18 protein-coding genes are annotated in these 16,875 nt (G+C 70.5%); 12 read left to right on the forward strand and 6 right to left on the reverse strand.

The features are described 5' to 3' along the window. Nucleotides 1–21 precede the first annotated feature (21 nt). Both QT196_RS14060 and QT196_RS14070 read left to right on the forward strand, forming a co-directional pair. Nucleotides 22–927, forward strand: a complete 906-nt coding sequence (locus QT196_RS14060; RefSeq protein ID WP_168479147.1) for an NADP-dependent oxidoreductase — start codon at nt 22–24, stop codon at nt 925–927. A 160-nt stretch (nt 928–1,087) separates the two neighbouring features. Further along, nucleotides 1,088–2,236: an alpha/beta fold hydrolase gene (locus tag QT196_RS14070; protein ID WP_356948470.1), complete on the forward strand. Its 1,149-nt coding sequence runs from the start codon at nt 1,088–1,090 to the stop codon at nt 2,234–2,236. Between the two features lie 151 nt (nt 2,237–2,387). Here QT196_RS14070 and QT196_RS14075 read toward each other — a convergent pair whose 3' ends face one another. From QT196_RS14075 to QT196_RS14095, 5 genes are all read right to left on the reverse strand, one after another. Further along, nucleotides 2,388–3,236: an AfsR/SARP family transcriptional regulator gene (locus QT196_RS14075; RefSeq protein ID WP_290354998.1), complete on the reverse strand. Its 849-nt coding sequence runs from the start codon at nt 3,234–3,236 to the stop codon at nt 2,388–2,390. 131 nt (nt 3,237–3,367) lie between these two features. Continuing rightward, the gene (locus QT196_RS14080) at nt 3,368–4,951 is read right to left on the reverse strand and encodes an MFS transporter (protein WP_290354999.1); all 1,584 of its coding nucleotides are present in this window, start codon (nt 4,949–4,951) and stop codon (nt 3,368–3,370) included. A 110-nt stretch (nt 4,952–5,061) separates the two neighbouring features. Next, complete coding sequence (locus QT196_RS14085; RefSeq protein WP_266731071.1) at nt 5,062–5,679, reverse strand: NUDIX hydrolase; 618 nt, start codon at nt 5,677–5,679, stop codon at nt 5,062–5,064. Between the two features lie 119 nt (nt 5,680–5,798). Next, nucleotides 5,799–6,335: a GTP cyclohydrolase I gene (locus QT196_RS14090; RefSeq protein WP_168479150.1), complete on the reverse strand. Its 537-nt coding sequence runs from the start codon at nt 6,333–6,335 to the stop codon at nt 5,799–5,801. 32 nt (nt 6,336–6,367) lie between these two features. Continuing rightward, nucleotides 6,368–6,772 (reverse strand): cupin domain-containing protein, encoded by a 405-nt coding sequence (locus QT196_RS14095; RefSeq protein ID WP_168479151.1) that lies wholly within the window; start codon nt 6,770–6,772, stop codon nt 6,368–6,370. A 199-nt stretch (nt 6,773–6,971) separates the two neighbouring features. Here QT196_RS14095 and QT196_RS14100 point away from each other — a divergent pair, with 199 nt between their 5' ends. The 4 genes from QT196_RS14100 to QT196_RS14115 are packed head-to-tail and all read left to right on the forward strand — an operon-like array spanning nt 6,972 to nt 9,716. Further along, nucleotides 6,972–7,670: a phosphoribosylaminoimidazolesuccinocarboxamide synthase gene (locus tag QT196_RS14100; RefSeq protein ID WP_168479152.1), complete on the forward strand. Its 699-nt coding sequence runs from the start codon at nt 6,972–6,974 to the stop codon at nt 7,668–7,670. Beyond that, nucleotides 7,667–8,380, forward strand: coding sequence for an SDR family NAD(P)-dependent oxidoreductase (locus tag QT196_RS14105; protein WP_290355000.1), 714 nt, complete (start codon nt 7,667–7,669; stop codon nt 8,378–8,380). Before QT196_RS14100 ends, QT196_RS14105 begins: the two co-directional genes overlap by 4 nt. An 11-nt stretch (nt 8,381–8,391) precedes the next feature. Beyond that, nucleotides 8,392–8,886, forward strand: a complete 495-nt coding sequence (locus QT196_RS14110) for a hypothetical protein (RefSeq protein WP_290355001.1) — start codon at nt 8,392–8,394, stop codon at nt 8,884–8,886. Next, entirely contained in the window at nt 8,883–9,716 is an 834-nt protein-coding gene (locus QT196_RS14115; protein ID WP_168479155.1) for an HAD family hydrolase, read from the forward strand. The genes QT196_RS14110 and QT196_RS14115 overlap by 4 nt, the downstream gene beginning before the upstream one ends. 116 nt (nt 9,717–9,832) lie before the next feature. On the opposite strand, the gene QT196_RS14120 is transcribed toward QT196_RS14115, so the two are convergent. Then, on the reverse strand, nt 9,833–10,687 hold the full coding sequence (locus tag QT196_RS14120) for a LysR family transcriptional regulator (protein WP_290355002.1): 855 nt from the start codon (nt 10,685–10,687) through the stop codon (nt 9,833–9,835). Between the two features lie 602 nt (nt 10,688–11,289). On the opposite strand from QT196_RS14120, the gene QT196_RS14125 reads away from it, so the two are divergent. From QT196_RS14125 to QT196_RS14150, 6 genes are read left to right on the forward strand one after another with little or no spacing between them, the layout of a single operon-like run. Continuing rightward, nucleotides 11,290–12,063 carry an alpha/beta hydrolase gene (locus QT196_RS14125; protein WP_290355003.1) on the forward strand — a complete coding sequence of 258 codons (774 nt, stop codon included), beginning with the start codon at nt 11,290–11,292 and terminating at the stop codon, nt 12,061–12,063. Then, the gene (locus QT196_RS14130; RefSeq protein ID WP_290355004.1) at nt 12,060–13,634 is read left to right on the forward strand and encodes an amino acid adenylation domain-containing protein; all 1,575 of its coding nucleotides are present in this window, start codon (nt 12,060–12,062) and stop codon (nt 13,632–13,634) included. The genes QT196_RS14125 and QT196_RS14130 overlap by 4 nt, the downstream gene beginning before the upstream one ends. Beyond that, nucleotides 13,631–13,894 (forward strand): acyl carrier protein, encoded by a 264-nt coding sequence (locus QT196_RS14135; RefSeq protein WP_052718961.1) that lies wholly within the window; start codon nt 13,631–13,633, stop codon nt 13,892–13,894. Before QT196_RS14130 ends, QT196_RS14135 begins: the two co-directional genes overlap by 4 nt. Beyond that, entirely contained in the window at nt 13,891–15,051 is a 1,161-nt protein-coding gene (locus QT196_RS14140) for an acyl-CoA dehydrogenase (protein ID WP_168479159.1), read from the forward strand. The genes QT196_RS14135 and QT196_RS14140 overlap by 4 nt, the downstream gene beginning before the upstream one ends. Nucleotides 15,052–15,096: 45 nt before the next feature. Next, nucleotides 15,097–16,287: an acyl-CoA dehydrogenase family protein gene (locus QT196_RS14145; protein ID WP_168479160.1), complete on the forward strand. Its 1,191-nt coding sequence runs from the start codon at nt 15,097–15,099 to the stop codon at nt 16,285–16,287. Then, nucleotides 16,281–16,799 carry a flavin reductase family protein gene (locus QT196_RS14150; RefSeq protein WP_168479161.1) on the forward strand — a complete coding sequence of 173 codons (519 nt, stop codon included), beginning with the start codon at nt 16,281–16,283 and terminating at the stop codon, nt 16,797–16,799. Before QT196_RS14145 ends, QT196_RS14150 begins: the two co-directional genes overlap by 7 nt. Nucleotides 16,800–16,875 lie beyond the last annotated feature (76 nt).

Consider the following 16,875-nt stretch of genomic DNA (forward strand, 5'->3'; position numbering starts at 1 on the left):
GTCCCTACCTGGGAGTTTGCGATGTCCCAAGCGATCACCTTCTCCGCGTACGGCGCACCCGAGGTGCTGCGACTGTCGGAGGTCACCACGCCGGAGCCGGGACCGGGCCAGGTCCGGATCCGTGTGCGGGCCGCCTCCGTGAACCCTCTTGACCTCAAGATCCGGTCCGGTCTGATGGCCAAGGCCGCCCCGGCCCGTTTTCCCGTGATCCCCGGCCTGGATGCGGCCGGTGTCGTCGATGCCGTCGGCGAGGGGGCCGACGCGGCCGTGGGCGATGAGGTGCTCGGTGCCGCGGTCGGCGGCAGTTACGGCGAATACGCCCTGATCGACCGGCCGGTGGCCAAGCCGCGGGCCTTGTCGTGGGAGGTCGCCGCCTCGCTGGTCACGGTCGGCCGGACCGCGTTCCGGGTGCTGCGGCAGCTGGGCGCGAAGGAGGGGCAGACCCTGCTCGTCCACGGCGCCGGGGGCAGCGTGGGGACCGTCGCGGTGCAGCTGGCCGCCGCCCGCGGGATCACCGTCGTCGGCACGGTCGGTGAGCACGACATCGAGCGTGTCACCGCGCTCGGGGCCACCGCGGTCCGCTACGGCGACGGCTGGGTGGAGCGGGTGCGGGCCGCGGCTCCTCAGGGAGTCGACGCCGTCTTCGACGCCTCCGGGGCCGGTGTGCTCGCCGACTCCGTGGCCCTGACCGGTGACAGCCAACAGGTCATCACCATCGCCGATATGTCCGCCGCGCAGCACGGCGTCCGCTTCAGCGCCGGCAGTGCCGACCCGGCCGACGAGTCGCTGTCGCAGCTGGTGCGACTGGCCGCCGCCGGCGAGCTCGATCTCCCCGTATGGCGCGCCTATCCGCTCGGCCAGGCCGCCGCCGCACACGGTGACATCGAGGCCCGGCGCAACCGGGGCAAGGTCGTGCTCCTTCCCTGACCGGCTGGCCCCTGACCGGCTGGCCCCTGGCCGCCGCTTCGCTCGCCGGAGCGGGCGAGGCGGCCGGGCCGCAGTCGGCACCCCCGGCCGGCTGCGGCCCACCCACCCGCACACCCACCGATCGAATGCCCCTCACCAAGGACGCAGGACCGCGAGACCCATGGCAGCCCGGCCCCACCCCGTGCCGCTGACGGCCGACGCGGACCTCACCGCCGCGTTCGAGGTCCTCGGCCAGAAGTGGACCGGGATCATCCTCCACACCCTCGCCACCCGCCCCGCCCGTTACGGCGAACTGAGCACCGCCATCGCGCGCATCAGCACCAAGCTGCTCGCCGACCGGCTGCGCGAACTGGTCGAGGCCGGGCTCGTCACGCACACCCAACTCCCGCCCGGGCCCGCCATCTACACGCTCACCGCCGACGGCCGGGCCCTGCTGCCCGCCCTGGAGCAGATCCGCTCCTGGTCGCGGCAGCGCACCCGCACGCTCTGTTACACCGCAAGGAAGGTAACCCCCGTGTCCGCACGCACCCTGCCCGAAGCCACCTTCGCCCGTACCGTCGTGGGCTCCGGTCCCGGCCTGGCCCTGGCCCACGGTGCCGGCAGCAGCATCGCCGGCACCTACGGCCCGATCCTGGACGGCCTGGCCGCCCACCACACCGTGGTCGGTGTCGACTACCCCGGCAGCGGCGGCACTCCCCGCTCCACCACGCCGCTGTCGCTGGACGACCTGGCCGATCAGCTCGTCGCCGCCGCCGTCGCCGAGGGCCTGGAGACCTTCGCGGTGTCCGGCTACTCCCTCGGCGGCCCGGTCGCCGTCCGTGCGGCCGCCCGCCACCCCGAGCGCGTCACCGCCCTCGTGCTGACCGCGACCTTCCCCCACCGGGACAACCGGCTGGTGCTCGCCCTGCCGATCTGGCGCAAGCTGGCCGAGTCGGGCAACCGCGAACTGCTGGCCGAGTACCTGACGATGATGGCCCTGGGCGCCGACGCGCTGGAGGCGATGCCGGACGAGCAGCTCCAGCAGGCCATAGGGTTCACCGCCGCCAGCATCGCCGAGGGCACCCCCGAGCACGCCGAGCTGGCCCCCCGGATCGACGTCCGCGACGACCTGCCGGGCATCCAGGCACCCACCCTGGTCATCTCCACCACGCAGGACTGGTTCACTTCCACCCGCCTGCACCGGCAGCTCGCCGACACCATCCCCGACGCCCAGCTCGCGGAAATCGCCACCGGCCACCTGCCGATGGTCGAACGCCCCGAGGAATGGCGGCAGCTCATCACCGACTTCCTCACGCAGCACAGCGCCTGAGCACCCACAGGCGTGGGGCCGCACCGGCAACGGCGGTGCGGCCCCACGCAGGGCGCCCACCTTGCGGCGAACCCGGCTTTGACGACGTCTCACCTTCTCGGCGCGGTGGCCCGGGGTACACGCAGATGAGGTGGTCCGTGGCCGGCGGGCGCTACCCGAGCCCTCCTGGGAACGCGACCCGTTTGGCCCTGATCCCCGGCAGACGCGCCTGGCAGGCCGAGAAGGGCTCGACCGGGCCTGCGGGTGCCCCGAGGTCGGGGTCGCCGCGCAGGATCATTTCCTCCAGCCGTCGGAGCTGCTCCATCGGGTCGACGCCCAGTTCCTCAGCCAGGATGCGGCGCACACGTGTGTACGTGGCCAGCGCCTCTGCCTGCCGTCCCGTCCGGTGCAGTGCTTTGATCAACAGCTCCCAGAGCCGTTCGCGGAAGGGGTGCTGAGTGGTGAGGGCCTGTAGTTCCGGGACGAGGGTGTCCGGCTGGCCAAGATCGAGCTGAGTCTGCGCGTAGCGCTCGATGGCAAGCAGCCGCAGTTCCCCCAGCCGCTCCAGTTCCGCCCGGAGCGGCACCCCCAGGGACAGTCCCTCCAGAGGCCTGCCCCGCCAGACTTGCAGTGCCGCCGTGAAGCGCTCAGCTGCTTCCGCTACTGCGCCCTGGGCCAGCGCCTGGTCTCCCAGTCGTAACTCCTCCATGAACGTGGACAGATCCAGTTCATCGGCTTCGACCCGCAGGGCATAGCCACCGGCATGTGTGGTCAGCCGGTCCTCGGGCTCACCGGCGTCGCGCAACAGGCGGCGCAGTCCCGCGATGTGCCCCCGGACATTGACCGTCGCCGAAGGCGGAGGCTCCTGCCACCAAGCGCACTCCACCAGATAATCGGTCGCCGCCAGGTGGTTGGCGCCCAGCAAAAGAGTGGCGAGTACAACCTGCTGCCGGGGAGCGCCAATTGGCAGAGGGGAATCATTCGTACCCATCACAACAGGTCCAAGAATGCCGAACTTCACAGCCCCCGTACCTTTCTTTGGCTCTTTTCGCTTCGTATTCAATGATCGCGACAGGTCTCCCGGCGCGATCTGCCCGGACTATCGCGAATTTTGGAAAAGCCAGGGGAATGAGCAAGGCCCCTCAGAGGCGCCTAACGGCCTTCCCGTACGGCCTCAGGGAGATCCGGCTGTGGTGGCAGCAACTCGACCTCGTCAAGGTCGGGGGCCTGTCGGCGCAGCAGGGCAAGACTCATGAGCACCAGCACGGCCAGAATGCCGATCTCGACGAGCGCCGCCATCCTGACCCCATGAGTGAACGCGCTCCGAGCCATACCCAGCAGCTTGGCGCCGAGGTCACCGGGCAGTTGCCGGGCCACCCCGTGGGCACCGCCCAGAGTTGACCGAGCGGCCTCGACCAGGTCCGGACGAATGCCGGACGGGAGCGAGCCGGTGTCCATCTGGGAGCGGTAGACGGCCGCGGCGACGGATCCGGCAACGGCTACGCCCAGAGCGTTGCCGAGTTCGGCGCCCGTCTCCCCGATCCCCGAGGCACTGCCCGCACGTTCGCGAGGCACGCTGCTGATGATCACGTCGTTCGTCAGGGCAAGCGCCGCCGAGATGCCGAAGGCCGGGATCGAGAACCCGATGGCCGCCAGGGCGAGTCCGGACTCGGCGGTGACCTGGGAGATCATCACCAGTCCGGCGACCGAGAACGCGAAACCCCCTGCCATGACCCACCCGGGACGGATCCGGTTTGCCACCGCCGGGGCCAGCAAGGTGCCGACGACCCCTGCGGTCATCGCAGGCAACGCCCACAACCCGGCCTCCAGTGGAGGCAGTCCCAACACCAACTGGAAGTACTGCATGATCAAGAACTGGGTGCCCGTCAGCACGAAGAGGCCCATGGTCTGTGCCCCCAGCGACAGCCCGAATGCCGGACGGGAGAAGAGTTTGAGGTCGAGCATCGGGTCGGTGAGCCGGAACTGCCTGCGGACGAAGACCACGCCGATGACCAGCCCGGCGCCAACAGCCACGAACGGCATTTCCTGGACGCCGTCCTGGGCGAGTTGTTTGAACCCGTACACCACTGGCAGGACCGTGCCGATGGACAGCACCACGCTGGCCGCATCCAGGCGCCCGGCCTTCGGGCTGCGGGACTCCGGCAGCAGTATCGGGCCGGCGACCAGGAGAACCAGACCCACCGGCACACCGAGGAGGAAAACCGAGCCGTACCAGAAGTGCTCCAGCAGCACGCCGCCAATCAGCGGGCCGATCATTCCGCCGATGCTGAAGTTGGTCATCCACACCGCGATGGCGAAGCGGCGCTGTCCGGCATCGCGGAACATATTGCTGATCAGGGAGAGAGTCGAGGGCATCAAGGTGGCCCCGGCCACGCCCAGCAGGGCGCGGGCCACGATGAGCATGCCGACATTCACCGAATAGGCAGCGACAAGTGACGCGCAGGCGAATGCGACGGCACCGATCAGCAGAAGTCTGCGGCGGCCGATCCGGTCGCCGAGAGTGCCCATCGTGGCGAGGAAGCCGGCGACCAGGAAGCCGTAGATGTCGACGATCCAGAGCAGTTCGGTGCTGCTCGGCTGCAGGCTCTCGCTCAGCTGCGGTGCGGCGAGGTGCAGCACCGTCATGTCTAAGCCGATGAGGATGGTGGGCAGGGCGAGTACGGCAAGCCCGATCCACTCCCTTCGGCCGGCCCGTATCGGTATGTCATCGCGCACAGATAGCTCCTGCTGTTCGCAGGCCGACCGTCACAGCCGACCCCTTGCGGTCTGGGCGATCATACGAATGCTGGTTGCCCGTTCGCACGGAAGAAGATCCGAACCAGCCATCAATGAGCGGCCAGTTGGTCCGCGTAGTCGTCGAGCAGACGGCGCACCGCATACGTGACCGAGCGGGACAGTGCCTCTCCTGGCGTGAGCCACACAGCCTCGGTGCCCTCCGGCCCGAGGGTCACCCCGAAGTCCTCGCCGCTGTCCGACAACAGGCGGTAGACGTGCCACAGATGGGCGTCGGCGCCACGGCGGCATCCGTCTCCCGGAATCGGAGTGGTCGCCAGATGCTCCAGTGGGCCGGCGGCGATACCGGTCTCCTCCACAAGCTCCCTGGCCGCCGCGCGTTCGGGGGACTCGCCACGCTCCATATGGCCGGCGGGCACCGTCAGGCCGAACGGGAACGCCGTACGGTCGAAGAAGAGGAAGCGCCCCCGGAAGTCCTGGACGAACACGCCCGCCGTTTCGTGCCAGTACTCGCCGTCGTCGGCCGTCCACCAATTGATGGCCGGATCCACCACCACCGCCCGGTCGGCTACCCGTCCGCAGGCGTGGCACAGGCAGTACCGTCTGCCGTCCTCAGTACGCCACTCGACCGCTTCACCGTGGCAGTGCAGGCAGTAGTGGTGGGTGGCGCCGTCGTCGGTGACGTCCGGTGGCAGAAAATCGAGTCGCATCCTCTTCTCCCTTGTCTTCCGTGCCCTTCCTCGCCATTACCCGGACGAGGGTCCGTGCGACAGACAGCCCTTTGGCGTGTCTGCCGCACGGAGTCGGTGCGCCGGCAGGCGGCCGGGAGTCAGGCGTCGAGACCGAACCGGGTGAACAGCTCCTTGTCGCCGGTGACATAGGAGGTGTCGGTGATCGCCGTCTGGTCGGACGGGCCCCGGCTGCACATGCACATGTGGCGTCCGGTGGAGATCACCTTTGCCGCGCGGGCGCCACCCGAGCTCATGATCTCCTCGGCAATGTCCTTCACCAGGTGCTCCTGGATCTGGAACCTGCGGCTGAACGCCTGCACCAGGCGGGGGAACTTGCCCAGGCCCAGGATCCGGTCGCCCGGCACGTACGAGACCGAGACCTTGCCGTAGAAGGGCAGGAAGTGGTGGGCACAGATCGAGTAGTAGTTGATGTCGTGCACCCGGACCACACCGGCGTGCTCACCCTCGACCTCAACCGTGGTCTTCAGGATCTTCGAGGTGTCGATTTCATAACCGCTCAGCAGTTCGCGGTAGGCCCGCACGATGCGCGGCTCGCACTCCGGCTCCCGGTACCAGTCCAGCGCACGCTTGTCGGTCGTGACATTGTCTTCGAGCCACTCTGCAATGCTGCTCATGGTTTTCTCCTGAGATGTCGGCTGAGACTTACTCAAGCGGATTCCGCCGGCGGCCAGCTCTGCGGGGGCCGCTGCCCTATGAATTCGATCACGACGTTCCGATAGGGATGGTCACCCCTGTTGACCAGCCGGTGCGGCTTACCTCGGCGGCGGTGCACCACATCACCGAGGAAGTCGTCCTGGTCTTCTATCTCCCCGTCCTCGTACTCAAGTCGCACCTTTCCGGGGGTGTCCACGACGAATACGTAGTCCCACGGGTGTTCGTGCCACTCGCTGGCGTCCTCGGGTTCCAATTCCAGGAGCCAGACCCTGGTACGTTCGTCCTCGAACAGCAGCTTCGTACCGGCGGTCCCGTAGTGACGGCCGGGCACCTTGCCCCGGAGCTCCTCCGGGATGTGCTCGCGGCCATGCCCGCTACCGGTCTCCATCTGGGTCATTTCCGGCTGACACCTCCTGGTGCGTTTTTGAACGTGGCTTTGATCTTGCGCCTGAGACAGGCTCTCCCGAGCACATACAGAATCGGTACAGCTTCCGTACATTCGCAAATGCGCCTGGACCATTCCGTTCCGGTCCGGGTAGCCTCGGCCGGGATCTCGGAAAGGCCCGCAGCAACTACAAATCTGCAAAGGGGCAACCATGCCGACCCACAAGGTCCAGCCCGACATCGAAGGCCGAAGCAAGAAGCTGTGGCGAAACAGCGACGGCACCTGCGACATAGAACTCATCGCGAGTCTGCACAGCTACACGTATGACCGGGACGGAATAATCCCGGAGACCGCCAAATTACGTCTTGATTTCTATGAGGCGGCCGCCGGGCGACTCGCCGGCATAGGAGTACGTACGGCATTCCGGGAACGGCTCGGGGACATCAGCTACCGGGCTGATTACGTACCCGCGCCTCCGTATGAGGTCATCGTGAAGAACATCGCTACCGGATCCACGGTCCGCAAGTACCCCGGACTGTTCGCGGAGGGCTACCGGTTCAGCCCGCCGGTGGTGAAGTTCGACTACCGGACCGATCCGGAGGACCAGCCGATCGGCGAGGACTATCTGCGGGCCGGCGGCTGGGACGTCGAAGCGTTCCGGCAGTGTGCGCTGGAGTGCAACGAGGGCCTGCGGAGTTGGCTGGCGCCCCTCGATCTGTGGGACTTCTGCCTGATCATGGGGGTTGGCGCGGAGGGGGTGCCCGTCATCAACTCCGAGATCTCCCCGGACTGCATGCGGTTGCGCGACGAAGCCGGACGGCCGCTGGACAAGGACCTGTTCCGCCAGGGGGCCGATCCGGCGGCCATCATCGACGCCTGGACCGACCTGGTGCACAGGGTCCGGGGATGACCGCGGCGGAGCGGAGCGCCGGCCGCACCGTGGTGCTGACCGGCGCCAACCGGGGCACCGGCCGGGCCATCGCCGAGACTCTGCATACGGCGGGCTGGCGTGTGTGGGCCCTGGGGCGCACCCCGACCGATCCTGACTGGCTGCGGGATGTCCATTGCGACCTGCGGTATCCGGAGACGGTCGGCCTGGCGGTGAACCAGGCCGCCGAGGAGGCGGGCACCCTGGATGCAGTGGTGGCCAACGGCGTGGTGCGGTCCCTGGGCGCCGTCGGGTCGCTGCCTCTCGACCAGTGGCGGGAGGCGGTCGACGTCAACCTCACATCGGTGCTCGCGCTGACCCAGGCGGCCCTTCCTCACCTGCGGGCCGGCGGCGGCCGGATCGTCCTGATGGGAAGTCACGCGGGCAGCCGGTTCTTCGAAGGCGGAGCCGCGTACTGCGCGACCAAGTCGGCGCTGAAGGCGATCGCCGAGGTGCTGCTGCTGGAGGAGCGGGTGCACGGCGTGTGCACCACGCTCGTCAGCCCCGGAGCGATCGCCAACCTGCCCGGGGACGACTCCCCGCTGAAAATGGGGATGTTCTCCGTGGCCCGGACGGTGCGCTGGGCGCTGGAGGCTCCGGATGACACCGTGATCGGTGAGATCGAGCTCAGGCCGGCACGACTGACCGGCCGGCCGGCGGTCTCCGGTCTCGACCGGCTTCAGGCCGTCTGACAGGAGGCAACATGAGCGAGCACACCATTGTCGGTGACACCGAACAGCCCGAAGTGAGCTGGGACTTCGGCGTCGGAGTGCTGTCCATCGCGGCGGATGGCCCGGAGCCCGGGAGCGACTGCTCCCCGAGCGTACGGATCAACTTCTCCTCCCGGATCTGGATCTCCCTGGACCGCAACGGCAATCCGGTGTCCGTCGACATCCTCGATGCGCCGGCCATCATCGCGCGTGTCGTGCCGCCGGCCCGGCGCGGGGATCCCGGACCCGGCCCGGCGACGGCAGCGGCGGGTGGCATTCCCTGGCTGCTGGACACCGACAGCGACTGGATCTGGGTCGAGCTGATCCGGTCACCCGTCTCCCAACGGCTCGAGCGAAACGGCCATGTGGAACTGCGGCTCACCGACGACAGACCGACCCAGCTGAAGCTGCGGGTGCCGGTCACCGGGACATCCAGCCGGGAACCGGTCGCCGGCGCCGCGGACCGAGCCGGGGCGGCGCTGCCGTGACCGCACCGGACCGCGTCCGGCTCATCTGTACCGATTTCGACGGCACACTGCTGAACACGGCCGGGACCATCGGTCCGGTGACCCGGAGCGCTCTGGCCCGAGCGGCGAGCCGCGGCCTGCCGGTGGCAGGTGTCACCGGCAGGCCGCTGCGCGATGCCCTGGCCGTGGCGCGCGACCACGGCCTCGGCGGCCTGGTGGTGTGCAGCAACGGAGCGGTCACCGCCGAGGTGGACAGCGGGCGGGTCGTGAGGTGCCGGGGCTTCGCCGGGCCCGAGGTCGGTTCGGTGCTCGGGCGGCTGCGGGCCCGGCTGCCGGGCGTGGCGCTGGGGGTCGACACACTCCGGGGGCTGTTCCTGGAACCGGACTTCGGCGCTCTGGTGCCCGACTGCTGGCCTCATCAGAGGGTCCCCGATGCGCTCGCCGCACTCGCCCGGGACGACCAGGTGGTCAAGATTCTGGCCGTCCACCCCGCCGTGCCGGGACCGGCGCTCGCCGAACCGCTCACCCGGCCGGATGACGCCCTCAAGACCACCTGTTCCACCCCGTACTTCCTGGAGATCTCTCCGCGGAATGTGGACAAGGGCGTGGCCCTGCGCTGGCTGGCCAGATACTACGGCACCCGGATCACCGCCACCGCCGCGATCGGGGACATGCCGAACGACCTGCCGATGCTGCGCGCTGCCGGCCTGGCCGCCGCCGTGACCAACGCCCACCGGGACGTCCGGCGGGCTGCCGATCTGATCGTGCCCAGCAACGACGAGGAAGGAGTGGCGGACCTCATCATGATGGTGTGCGGTGCGGGACGGGAGAGCCCGTACGCAGGCCGTTGAGGGCACCGCGTGCCCGCGCATACTCTCCTCCGCGGTCGCCGGCAGGACAGGCGAGGGCCCCGGCCGGAGCGTGGTCGGGGCCCCGTCGCCCGGTGGTATCGGCACTCCTGCCCGCCCTACTCCTGTAGTTCCTCGGCCGCCCGCCAGGCCAGGTCGGCGAAGCGGGCGGCCTGGGGGTGGGCGCCGTGGGAGGGGTGGGCGAGGTAGGCGCGGACGGTGGGGGCGCCGGTGAGGGGGATGAGGCGGACGGAGGGGTGGGTGTAGCGGCGGGCGGCGGAGACCGGGGCGGTGCCGACGCCGAGGCCGACGGCCACCTGCTCCAGCCACTCGTCCATGTTGCGGCATTCGGCGCCGACCGCGGGGCGCCGGCCATCGGGCCACATGTCGGGGAAGGTGGTGCCGCTGACGGTGTTGATGATCAGTGGCAGGTCGGCGAGCTCCGCCCAGTCGAGCGCGGTGCGTTCGGCCAGCTGCCAGCTCGCGGGGACCGCCGCGATGCGGGACTCCTCGTAGAGGAGGACGGTGCGCAGGCCCTTCGGCAGGGGTTCGCCGCGCAGCAGGCCCAGGTGGGCCTGGCCGGTGTCGAGTCCGGCCTGGGGGGTGTCACAGCGGATGAATTCGACGCCGACGCCGGCCTCCTCGCCGAAGCGGGAGGCGAGTCGCGACAAACCCTGGGGAAGTCCCCAACTGAACCCGATGCGCAGTTTCTCCCCTTTCCCTAAATCCCGCAGCGCCGAATCGAGTTGGCGCAGCAGCGGGGCCACGGTGTCGCGCAGGGTTTGCCCTTTGTCGGTCAGCTCCGTTCTGCGGGTGCTGCGTTCGAAGAGCCGGACGCCCAGGGAGTCCTCAAGAGACCTGATGTTGCGGGTCAGGGTGGGCTGGGCGAGATGCAGGCGGCGGCCGGCGGCCGTGAAGCCGCCTTCCTCGGCTACGGCCAGAAAGCAGCGCAGATGACGCAGGTCGATGTTCATTCGCTGAGCGTATAGGCGGTTCAGCAATTTCATTTCTCCACCCCCTGCCCAGTGTCTAGTGTTCTTGGTGCCGCCGAGTGGACAGCGCCCCGGGAAGCACCGGGCCGGTAGCCGACGCCGCTGGTGGGCAGTCACACGTTCAACGGGGGTTATGTGCAAGGACGTTGGTGTACCCGTCAAGTGCGACGGCGCAAAATTCGGCCAAAGTGAAAGTAAAAGAGTCCCTGGCCCGTCGGGCCGTCCCGCAGGTGTCCGCGTTCGGAGTTCCTTTCTTCGCTGCCGCTGCGAACGCCTCCTAGTTCTGTTACCGGACCGCACCGCCCCTTCGGCGGCGCGAGGTTCGGCTTGATTGATTCGACCTAATGCGATGCGCCGGCCTTTCACCGTCGCTGCCTTGATGACCGTCACCCTCTGGTAAGTCTTTTTCCTTAACCTTTGCTGCCGCTTTTCCGGCTGCTCGTTCACCTTCACCCTTCACCTTCACCTTCGCCTTCCTCCGCGCCCCGGCACGCTGCCGCGGCGCGCCATCGGCGCGGCATGCCCTCGGCTGCGTTTTCCGAAATGCCCCTTCTGCTGCCGTAAATCACTGAGAAGGATTTGCTGTGCCCGTAATCGATACGCGCAACGGTCCCCTGGAACACGTCCTGATCGACGGTGACCCGGACCTGGCGCCCCTGGTCTTCCTGCACGGCGGACTCGGCTGCCTCGCGGCCTGGGGACGCTTCCCCGCCCGGCTGGCCGCCGCCACCGGACGCCGCGCCCTGGTCTACTCCCGCCACGGCAACGGCGGCAGCGGCCCCGACCCGCTGCCGCGCACCCCCCGCTATATGCACGAGCACGCCCAGGACGTGCTGCCCGAACTGCTCGGCGCGCTGGGCCTGCACCGCCCCGTCCTGGTCGGCCACAGCGACGGCGCGTCCATGGCCCTGCTGTACGCCTCGGCGCACCCCGTCGAGGCCGTCATCGGGATGGGCCCGCACATGTACTTCGAGGAGGAGAACCGCGTCGGCATCGAGAACGCCCGCGCCTCCTACGACGCGGGCCCGCTCGCCAGGAAGATGGCCATGGTGCATGACGACCCCCGGGGCGTCTTCGACCGCTGGAGCGGGGTCTGGCTCTCGCCCGCCTTCCGCAGCTGGTCCCTGGAAGACGACCTCGACGTCACCGCGCCGGTGCTGATGATCCAGGGGGACGCGGACGAGTACGGCTCACTGGCCCAGGTCGACGCCGTCGAGCGCGCGGTCAGCGGCCCGTTCCGGCGCCTGGTCCCCGAGGGCTGCGACCACTACCCCCATCTGGTCCGCCCCGACCTCGTCACCGACACCGTGTGCGACTTCCTCGCCGGGCAGGCGCAGTCCGTGGAGGCCGCCCGATGAGCGCACCGGCCTCCGTACGCCTGGACGCCCTGCTGGCCCGCTCGGCCCGGGCCCACCCCGACCGCACCGCCCTGGAGGGGGCCGGTGAGAGCTGGACGTACGCCCAACTCGACCGCGCCGTGGACGCGTTGGCGGACCGGCTGACCGCCGATGGTGTGGCACCGGGCGACCGGGTCGGTGTCTACGCCCCCAAGACCCCGGCCACCGTCATCGCCCTGTACGCGGCGCTGCGGGCCGGTGCGGTGGCCGCGCCGCTGGACACCGCCGACCCGCCGGAGCGCACCGCCCGGATGATCCGCAACGCGGGACTGTCCCTGCTGGTGACCGTCGACCGCGCGCTGACCGGGGCCCAACGGGCCGCCACCCGCGCCCGCGACGGCGCACCGGCCCAGGAGGACGCCCTCGGCCACGGTCTGCACCGGCTGCGGATCCTCGCCCCCGCCGAGCGGCCCGCGCCGCTGCCCGCGCCGACCGGCTCCGGCGGCTACCTCCTGTTCACCTCCGGCAGCACCGGCTGGCCCAAGGGCGTGCTGCTCTCGCACGAGAACGTCGCCCACTACGCGCTGTGGGCCGCCGGTGAGTTCGGCCTCACCCCGGACGACCGGATCGGCTCGCAGGCCGCGCTCACCTTCGACCTGACCACCTTCGACCTGTTCAGTGCCGCCGCCGCGGGGGCCTGTACGGTCCTGATGCCGGATCTGCTGCGGGCCTTCCCGCGCGATGTCGTGGGCTGGCTGACCGAACAGCGCATCACCGCCTTCATGGCCGTGCCGTCGCTCTACCACAACATGCTCCAGCAGGGCGGTATCGCCGACGCCCCGCCGCCCGCCCTGCGCATCGCGGCCTTCGGCGGGGAGGCGTTCGCGCCCGAACTGCTGGAGCGCTATCTGCGGCTGCTCAACGGGGTGCCGTTCTACAACCTGTACGGGCCGACCGAGACCAACGCCTGCACCTACTACCGGGTGCCCGCCGACTGGACCGCCGACCGGGAGCTGCCCATCGGCCGCGGGATCGGCGGCGTCCACATCGAGGTGCTCGACGAGGACGGTGCGCCCACCGACGGCGAGGGCGAGATCCATATCGCCGGGCCCGTCGTCTTCCAGGGCTATCTGCGCGGCGGCGCCCCCGACGACCCCACCACCACCGTCACCTGCCGCGACGGCGTGGCCCGCCGCGCCTACGCCAGTGGCGACCTCGGCCGGATCACCCCCGACGGCCTGGTCTTCCTGCGCGGCCGGCGCGACAACCAGGTCAAGCGGCGCGGTCACCGTATCGACCTGATGGACGTGGAGAACGCGGTCCTGGAGCTGCCGCGGATCGGCACCGCCGCGGTCGTCGCCAAGGACGGCCCGCACACCGGCGAGATCTGGGCCTACGCACAGACCGACGCCACCGAACGGGAGGTCCTGGCCGCGCTGCGCGAGGTGCTGCCCCGGCGGATGCTGCCGGACCGGATCGTTCCGCTCGCCACCCTGCCCACCACCACCAGCGGGAAGGTCGACCGCCGCGCGCTGCGCGACACCGGCGGCCACCCCGCGGCCCCCGCACTCCCCGAGGAGATCACCGTATGAACAGCGTCGAAGAACTCTGCACCCTCATCGGCAGCCGGATCACCTGGGGGCCCGGCGAGGACGCCGGCTCCCTGGACGCCGACACCCCGCTGCTGGAGCGGGGCCTGGTCGACTCGCTGGCGATCATGGAGATCGTCGCGGCGCTCGACAAGGAGGCCGGTGTCAGCCTGCCCGACACCGAGATCGTCGCCGCCAACTTCCGCAGCCCCAAGGCCCTGTGGGCCGCCATCGAGAAGCTCTCCGCCGAGGGCGGCAAATGAGCGCGGCGGCCACCGCGGCGCTGTGCACCGGCGCACCGGAGACCGAGGGGTTCGTCGACAGCTACCGGGAGCTGGCCACTCCGGTGCTGAAACAGCTCGCCGGCCAGGACTTCCGCGCACAGTGGCAGACCATGGCCGAACTCGGGGTGCTCCGGCTCGCCGCGCCGGACGCCACGGCACCCGGCCCGGTCACCCGCTCGCTCGCCATGATCGAGGGGATCGGGCTGGCCGGCGCCGACCCGGGCCTGTGCTACGCGCTGGCCTCGCAGATCTTCGGGATGCAGTTCCCGCTGCGGGACGCCCTCGGCGCCGACGCCTGGCGCGCGGTCGCCGGGGTCCAGGAGGGCCGGGAGCTGCTGTGCCACGCGCTGACCGAACGCGGCGGCGGCAGCGACCCGTTCTCCATGGAGACCCGCGCCCGGCGGGACGGGGACGGCTTCGTGCTCGACGGCGCCAAGACGTTCATCACCGCGGCGCCGGTGGCCGACCGGGCGATCGTCTTCGCCCGTACCGCCGAGGGACGCTCCCCGTTCGCACTGTCCGCGTTCCTCTTCCCGCTCGATCTGCCGGGGATCCGCCGCGGTGAGACCTTCACCAAGACGGCGCTGCCCACCGTGCCGATGGGCGAGCTCCTCTTCGAGGGCGCCCGGCTGCCGGCGGGCGCACTGCTCGGCCAGGAGGGCTCCGGGCTGGCGGTGATGGCCTCCACCACCGCCTGGGAGCGGTCCCTCGTCCTCGGTTACGCCCTCGGCCCGATGCGGCGCCTCCTGGCCCGTACCACCGGCTGGGCCGCCGAGCGCGACCACTTCGGCCGCCGCATGGGCGCCAGCCACCAGGTCGCGGGGCGGATCAGCGAGATGGCGCTGGCGCTGCACCGCTCCCGCGTCCAGCTCTACGCGATGGCCGCCCGGCTCGACGCCGGTACGCCGGCCCGGCAGCTGGCCGCCGCGGCGGCCCTCACCAAGATCTCCGTCTCCGAGGACTACGTACGGATGACCGAGCACGCCACCGCGCTGTCCGGCGTCCGGGCCTTCCTCCCCGGCTTCGACCTCGCCGCCGACCTTGCCGCCCCCATGGCCGCCCTCACCTACGCCGGTCCGAACGACCTGCTGCGCGTGGGTGTGGCCCGGCAACTCGGCCTGCCCGTCGAGAACTGACCGGTCGATGACCCGACCGGCCGACCACCGACCCGAAGGACTTCGATGACGCTGCCGACCCCCCTCGACGATCTCCTCAAACTCGCCGCGGAGACGGGCGAACGGCTCGCCCCGCTCGCCGCGGACACCGACGCCGGACACGACAACGGCCACGAGAGCTACCGCGTCCTGCGCGAGTCCGGTCTGCTCGCCCTGCTCGCCCCCCGGGAGGCGGGCGGCGCCGGCCTCGGCTTCGGCGACTACTGGCGGGTGCTGGCCGAACTCGGTGTGCACCACGGCGCCGCCGCCCTCGGCTTCAACATGCACCATGTCGTCATCGGCGCGCTCGCCGATGCCGCCGGCACCCGGCTGCCCCCGGCCGCCGAGGCCTTCCGTGCCTGGATGCTGGACGAGGTCGTGAACGGCCGCAAGCTGTTCGCCTCCGCCACCTCCGAGACCGGCCGCGGCGCCAAGCTCCGCGGTATGCAGACCCGTTACCGCCTCTCCGACGACGGCAGCCACTACCTCCTCAGCGGCCGGAAGTCGATGGTGTCGCTGGCCGGCGCCGCCGACTACTACGTCGTCGCGGCCGCCCCCGACAACGGCGGCGAGGACACCGGCGAGGCCTCGCACTTCGTCGTCGCCGCCGACGACCCCGGCGTCAGCTTCGGCACCGTGCCGCAGCTGTCCGCGATGTACGGCACCAGCACCGCCCCGATGACGCTGGACGAGGTCCCGGTGCCCCGCTCCCGGCTCTACCTCGGCGTCGAGGGCATGTCCCTGTTCAAGGTCGTCCGCGAACCGCACTGGATGATCGCCGGCTACACCGGCGCCTATCTCGGCATCGCCGAGGCCCTCTTCCAGCACACCGTCGACCATGTCACCGCCTCCCCCGCCCGCGCGGACTCGCCCGTGGTGCAGCAGGAGCTGGGCCGGATGTCCGCCCGGCTGCGGGCCGCCCGCGCCCTGGTGCACGAGGCCGGTGATCTCGTCACCGCGCAGCGCGGCAGCCTGGAGGCCAACGCCATGGTGCACGCCGCCAAGTACGTGGTCGGCGAGGTCGGCCCGCAGCTCGCGCAGGACGCGCTGCGGCTGTGCGGTTCGGCCGCGATCAGCCGCAGCCATCCGCTGGAGCGGCTGATCCGCGAGGCGCAGTTCGCCCATGTGATGCCGGCCAAACCGCAGGAGTGCCTGGAGTACCTGGGCAAGGCCGCCGTCGGGGTCAACCTCTACGACGCCCGGGCGTTCGCATGGTGACCCCCGTCCAGGACGAACTGGCGGTGACCCGGGACGCGTTCCGGGCCCTGATGAGCGCGCACCCCAGCGGTGTCGCCGTCATCACCACCGCCGACGCCGGGGGCACGCCGTACGGCTTCACCTGCACCGCCCTGTGCTCGGTCTCCCTCGACCCGCCGCAGCTGCTGGTGTGCGCGGGCAACAACGGCAGCACCCTGCCGGTCCTCGCCGCCCGCGGGGCCTTCACCGTCAACCTGCTGCACGGCGCGGGGCGGCGGGCCGCCGAGGCGTTCGCCGGACCGGCCGCCGAGCGCTTCCGCACCGTCCCGTGGCGGCCCGCGCCCGTCACCGGTCTGCCGGCGCTGACCGAGGACGCCCATGCCACCGCCGAGTGCCGGGTCGCCCGGCTCATCCCGGCCGGCGATCACACCATCGTGCTCGGCGAGGTGCTGGGCATCCGGACGCACACCCCGGCCGCCGACGAGGCGCCGCTGCTGTACGGCATGCGCCGCTACGCCACCTGGCCGGTCTGACCCGGCCGTTGACCCACCGGCCGGCCCCACCCGCGGCCGCGCCGTGCCATCACCCCTCCCACCACACGTGAGGAAT

Source organism: Streptomyces sp. P9-2B-2 (genome assembly GCF_030406865.1).
GTDB classification, from domain to species: domain Bacteria; phylum Actinomycetota; class Actinomycetes; order Streptomycetales; family Streptomycetaceae; genus Streptomyces; species Streptomyces platensis.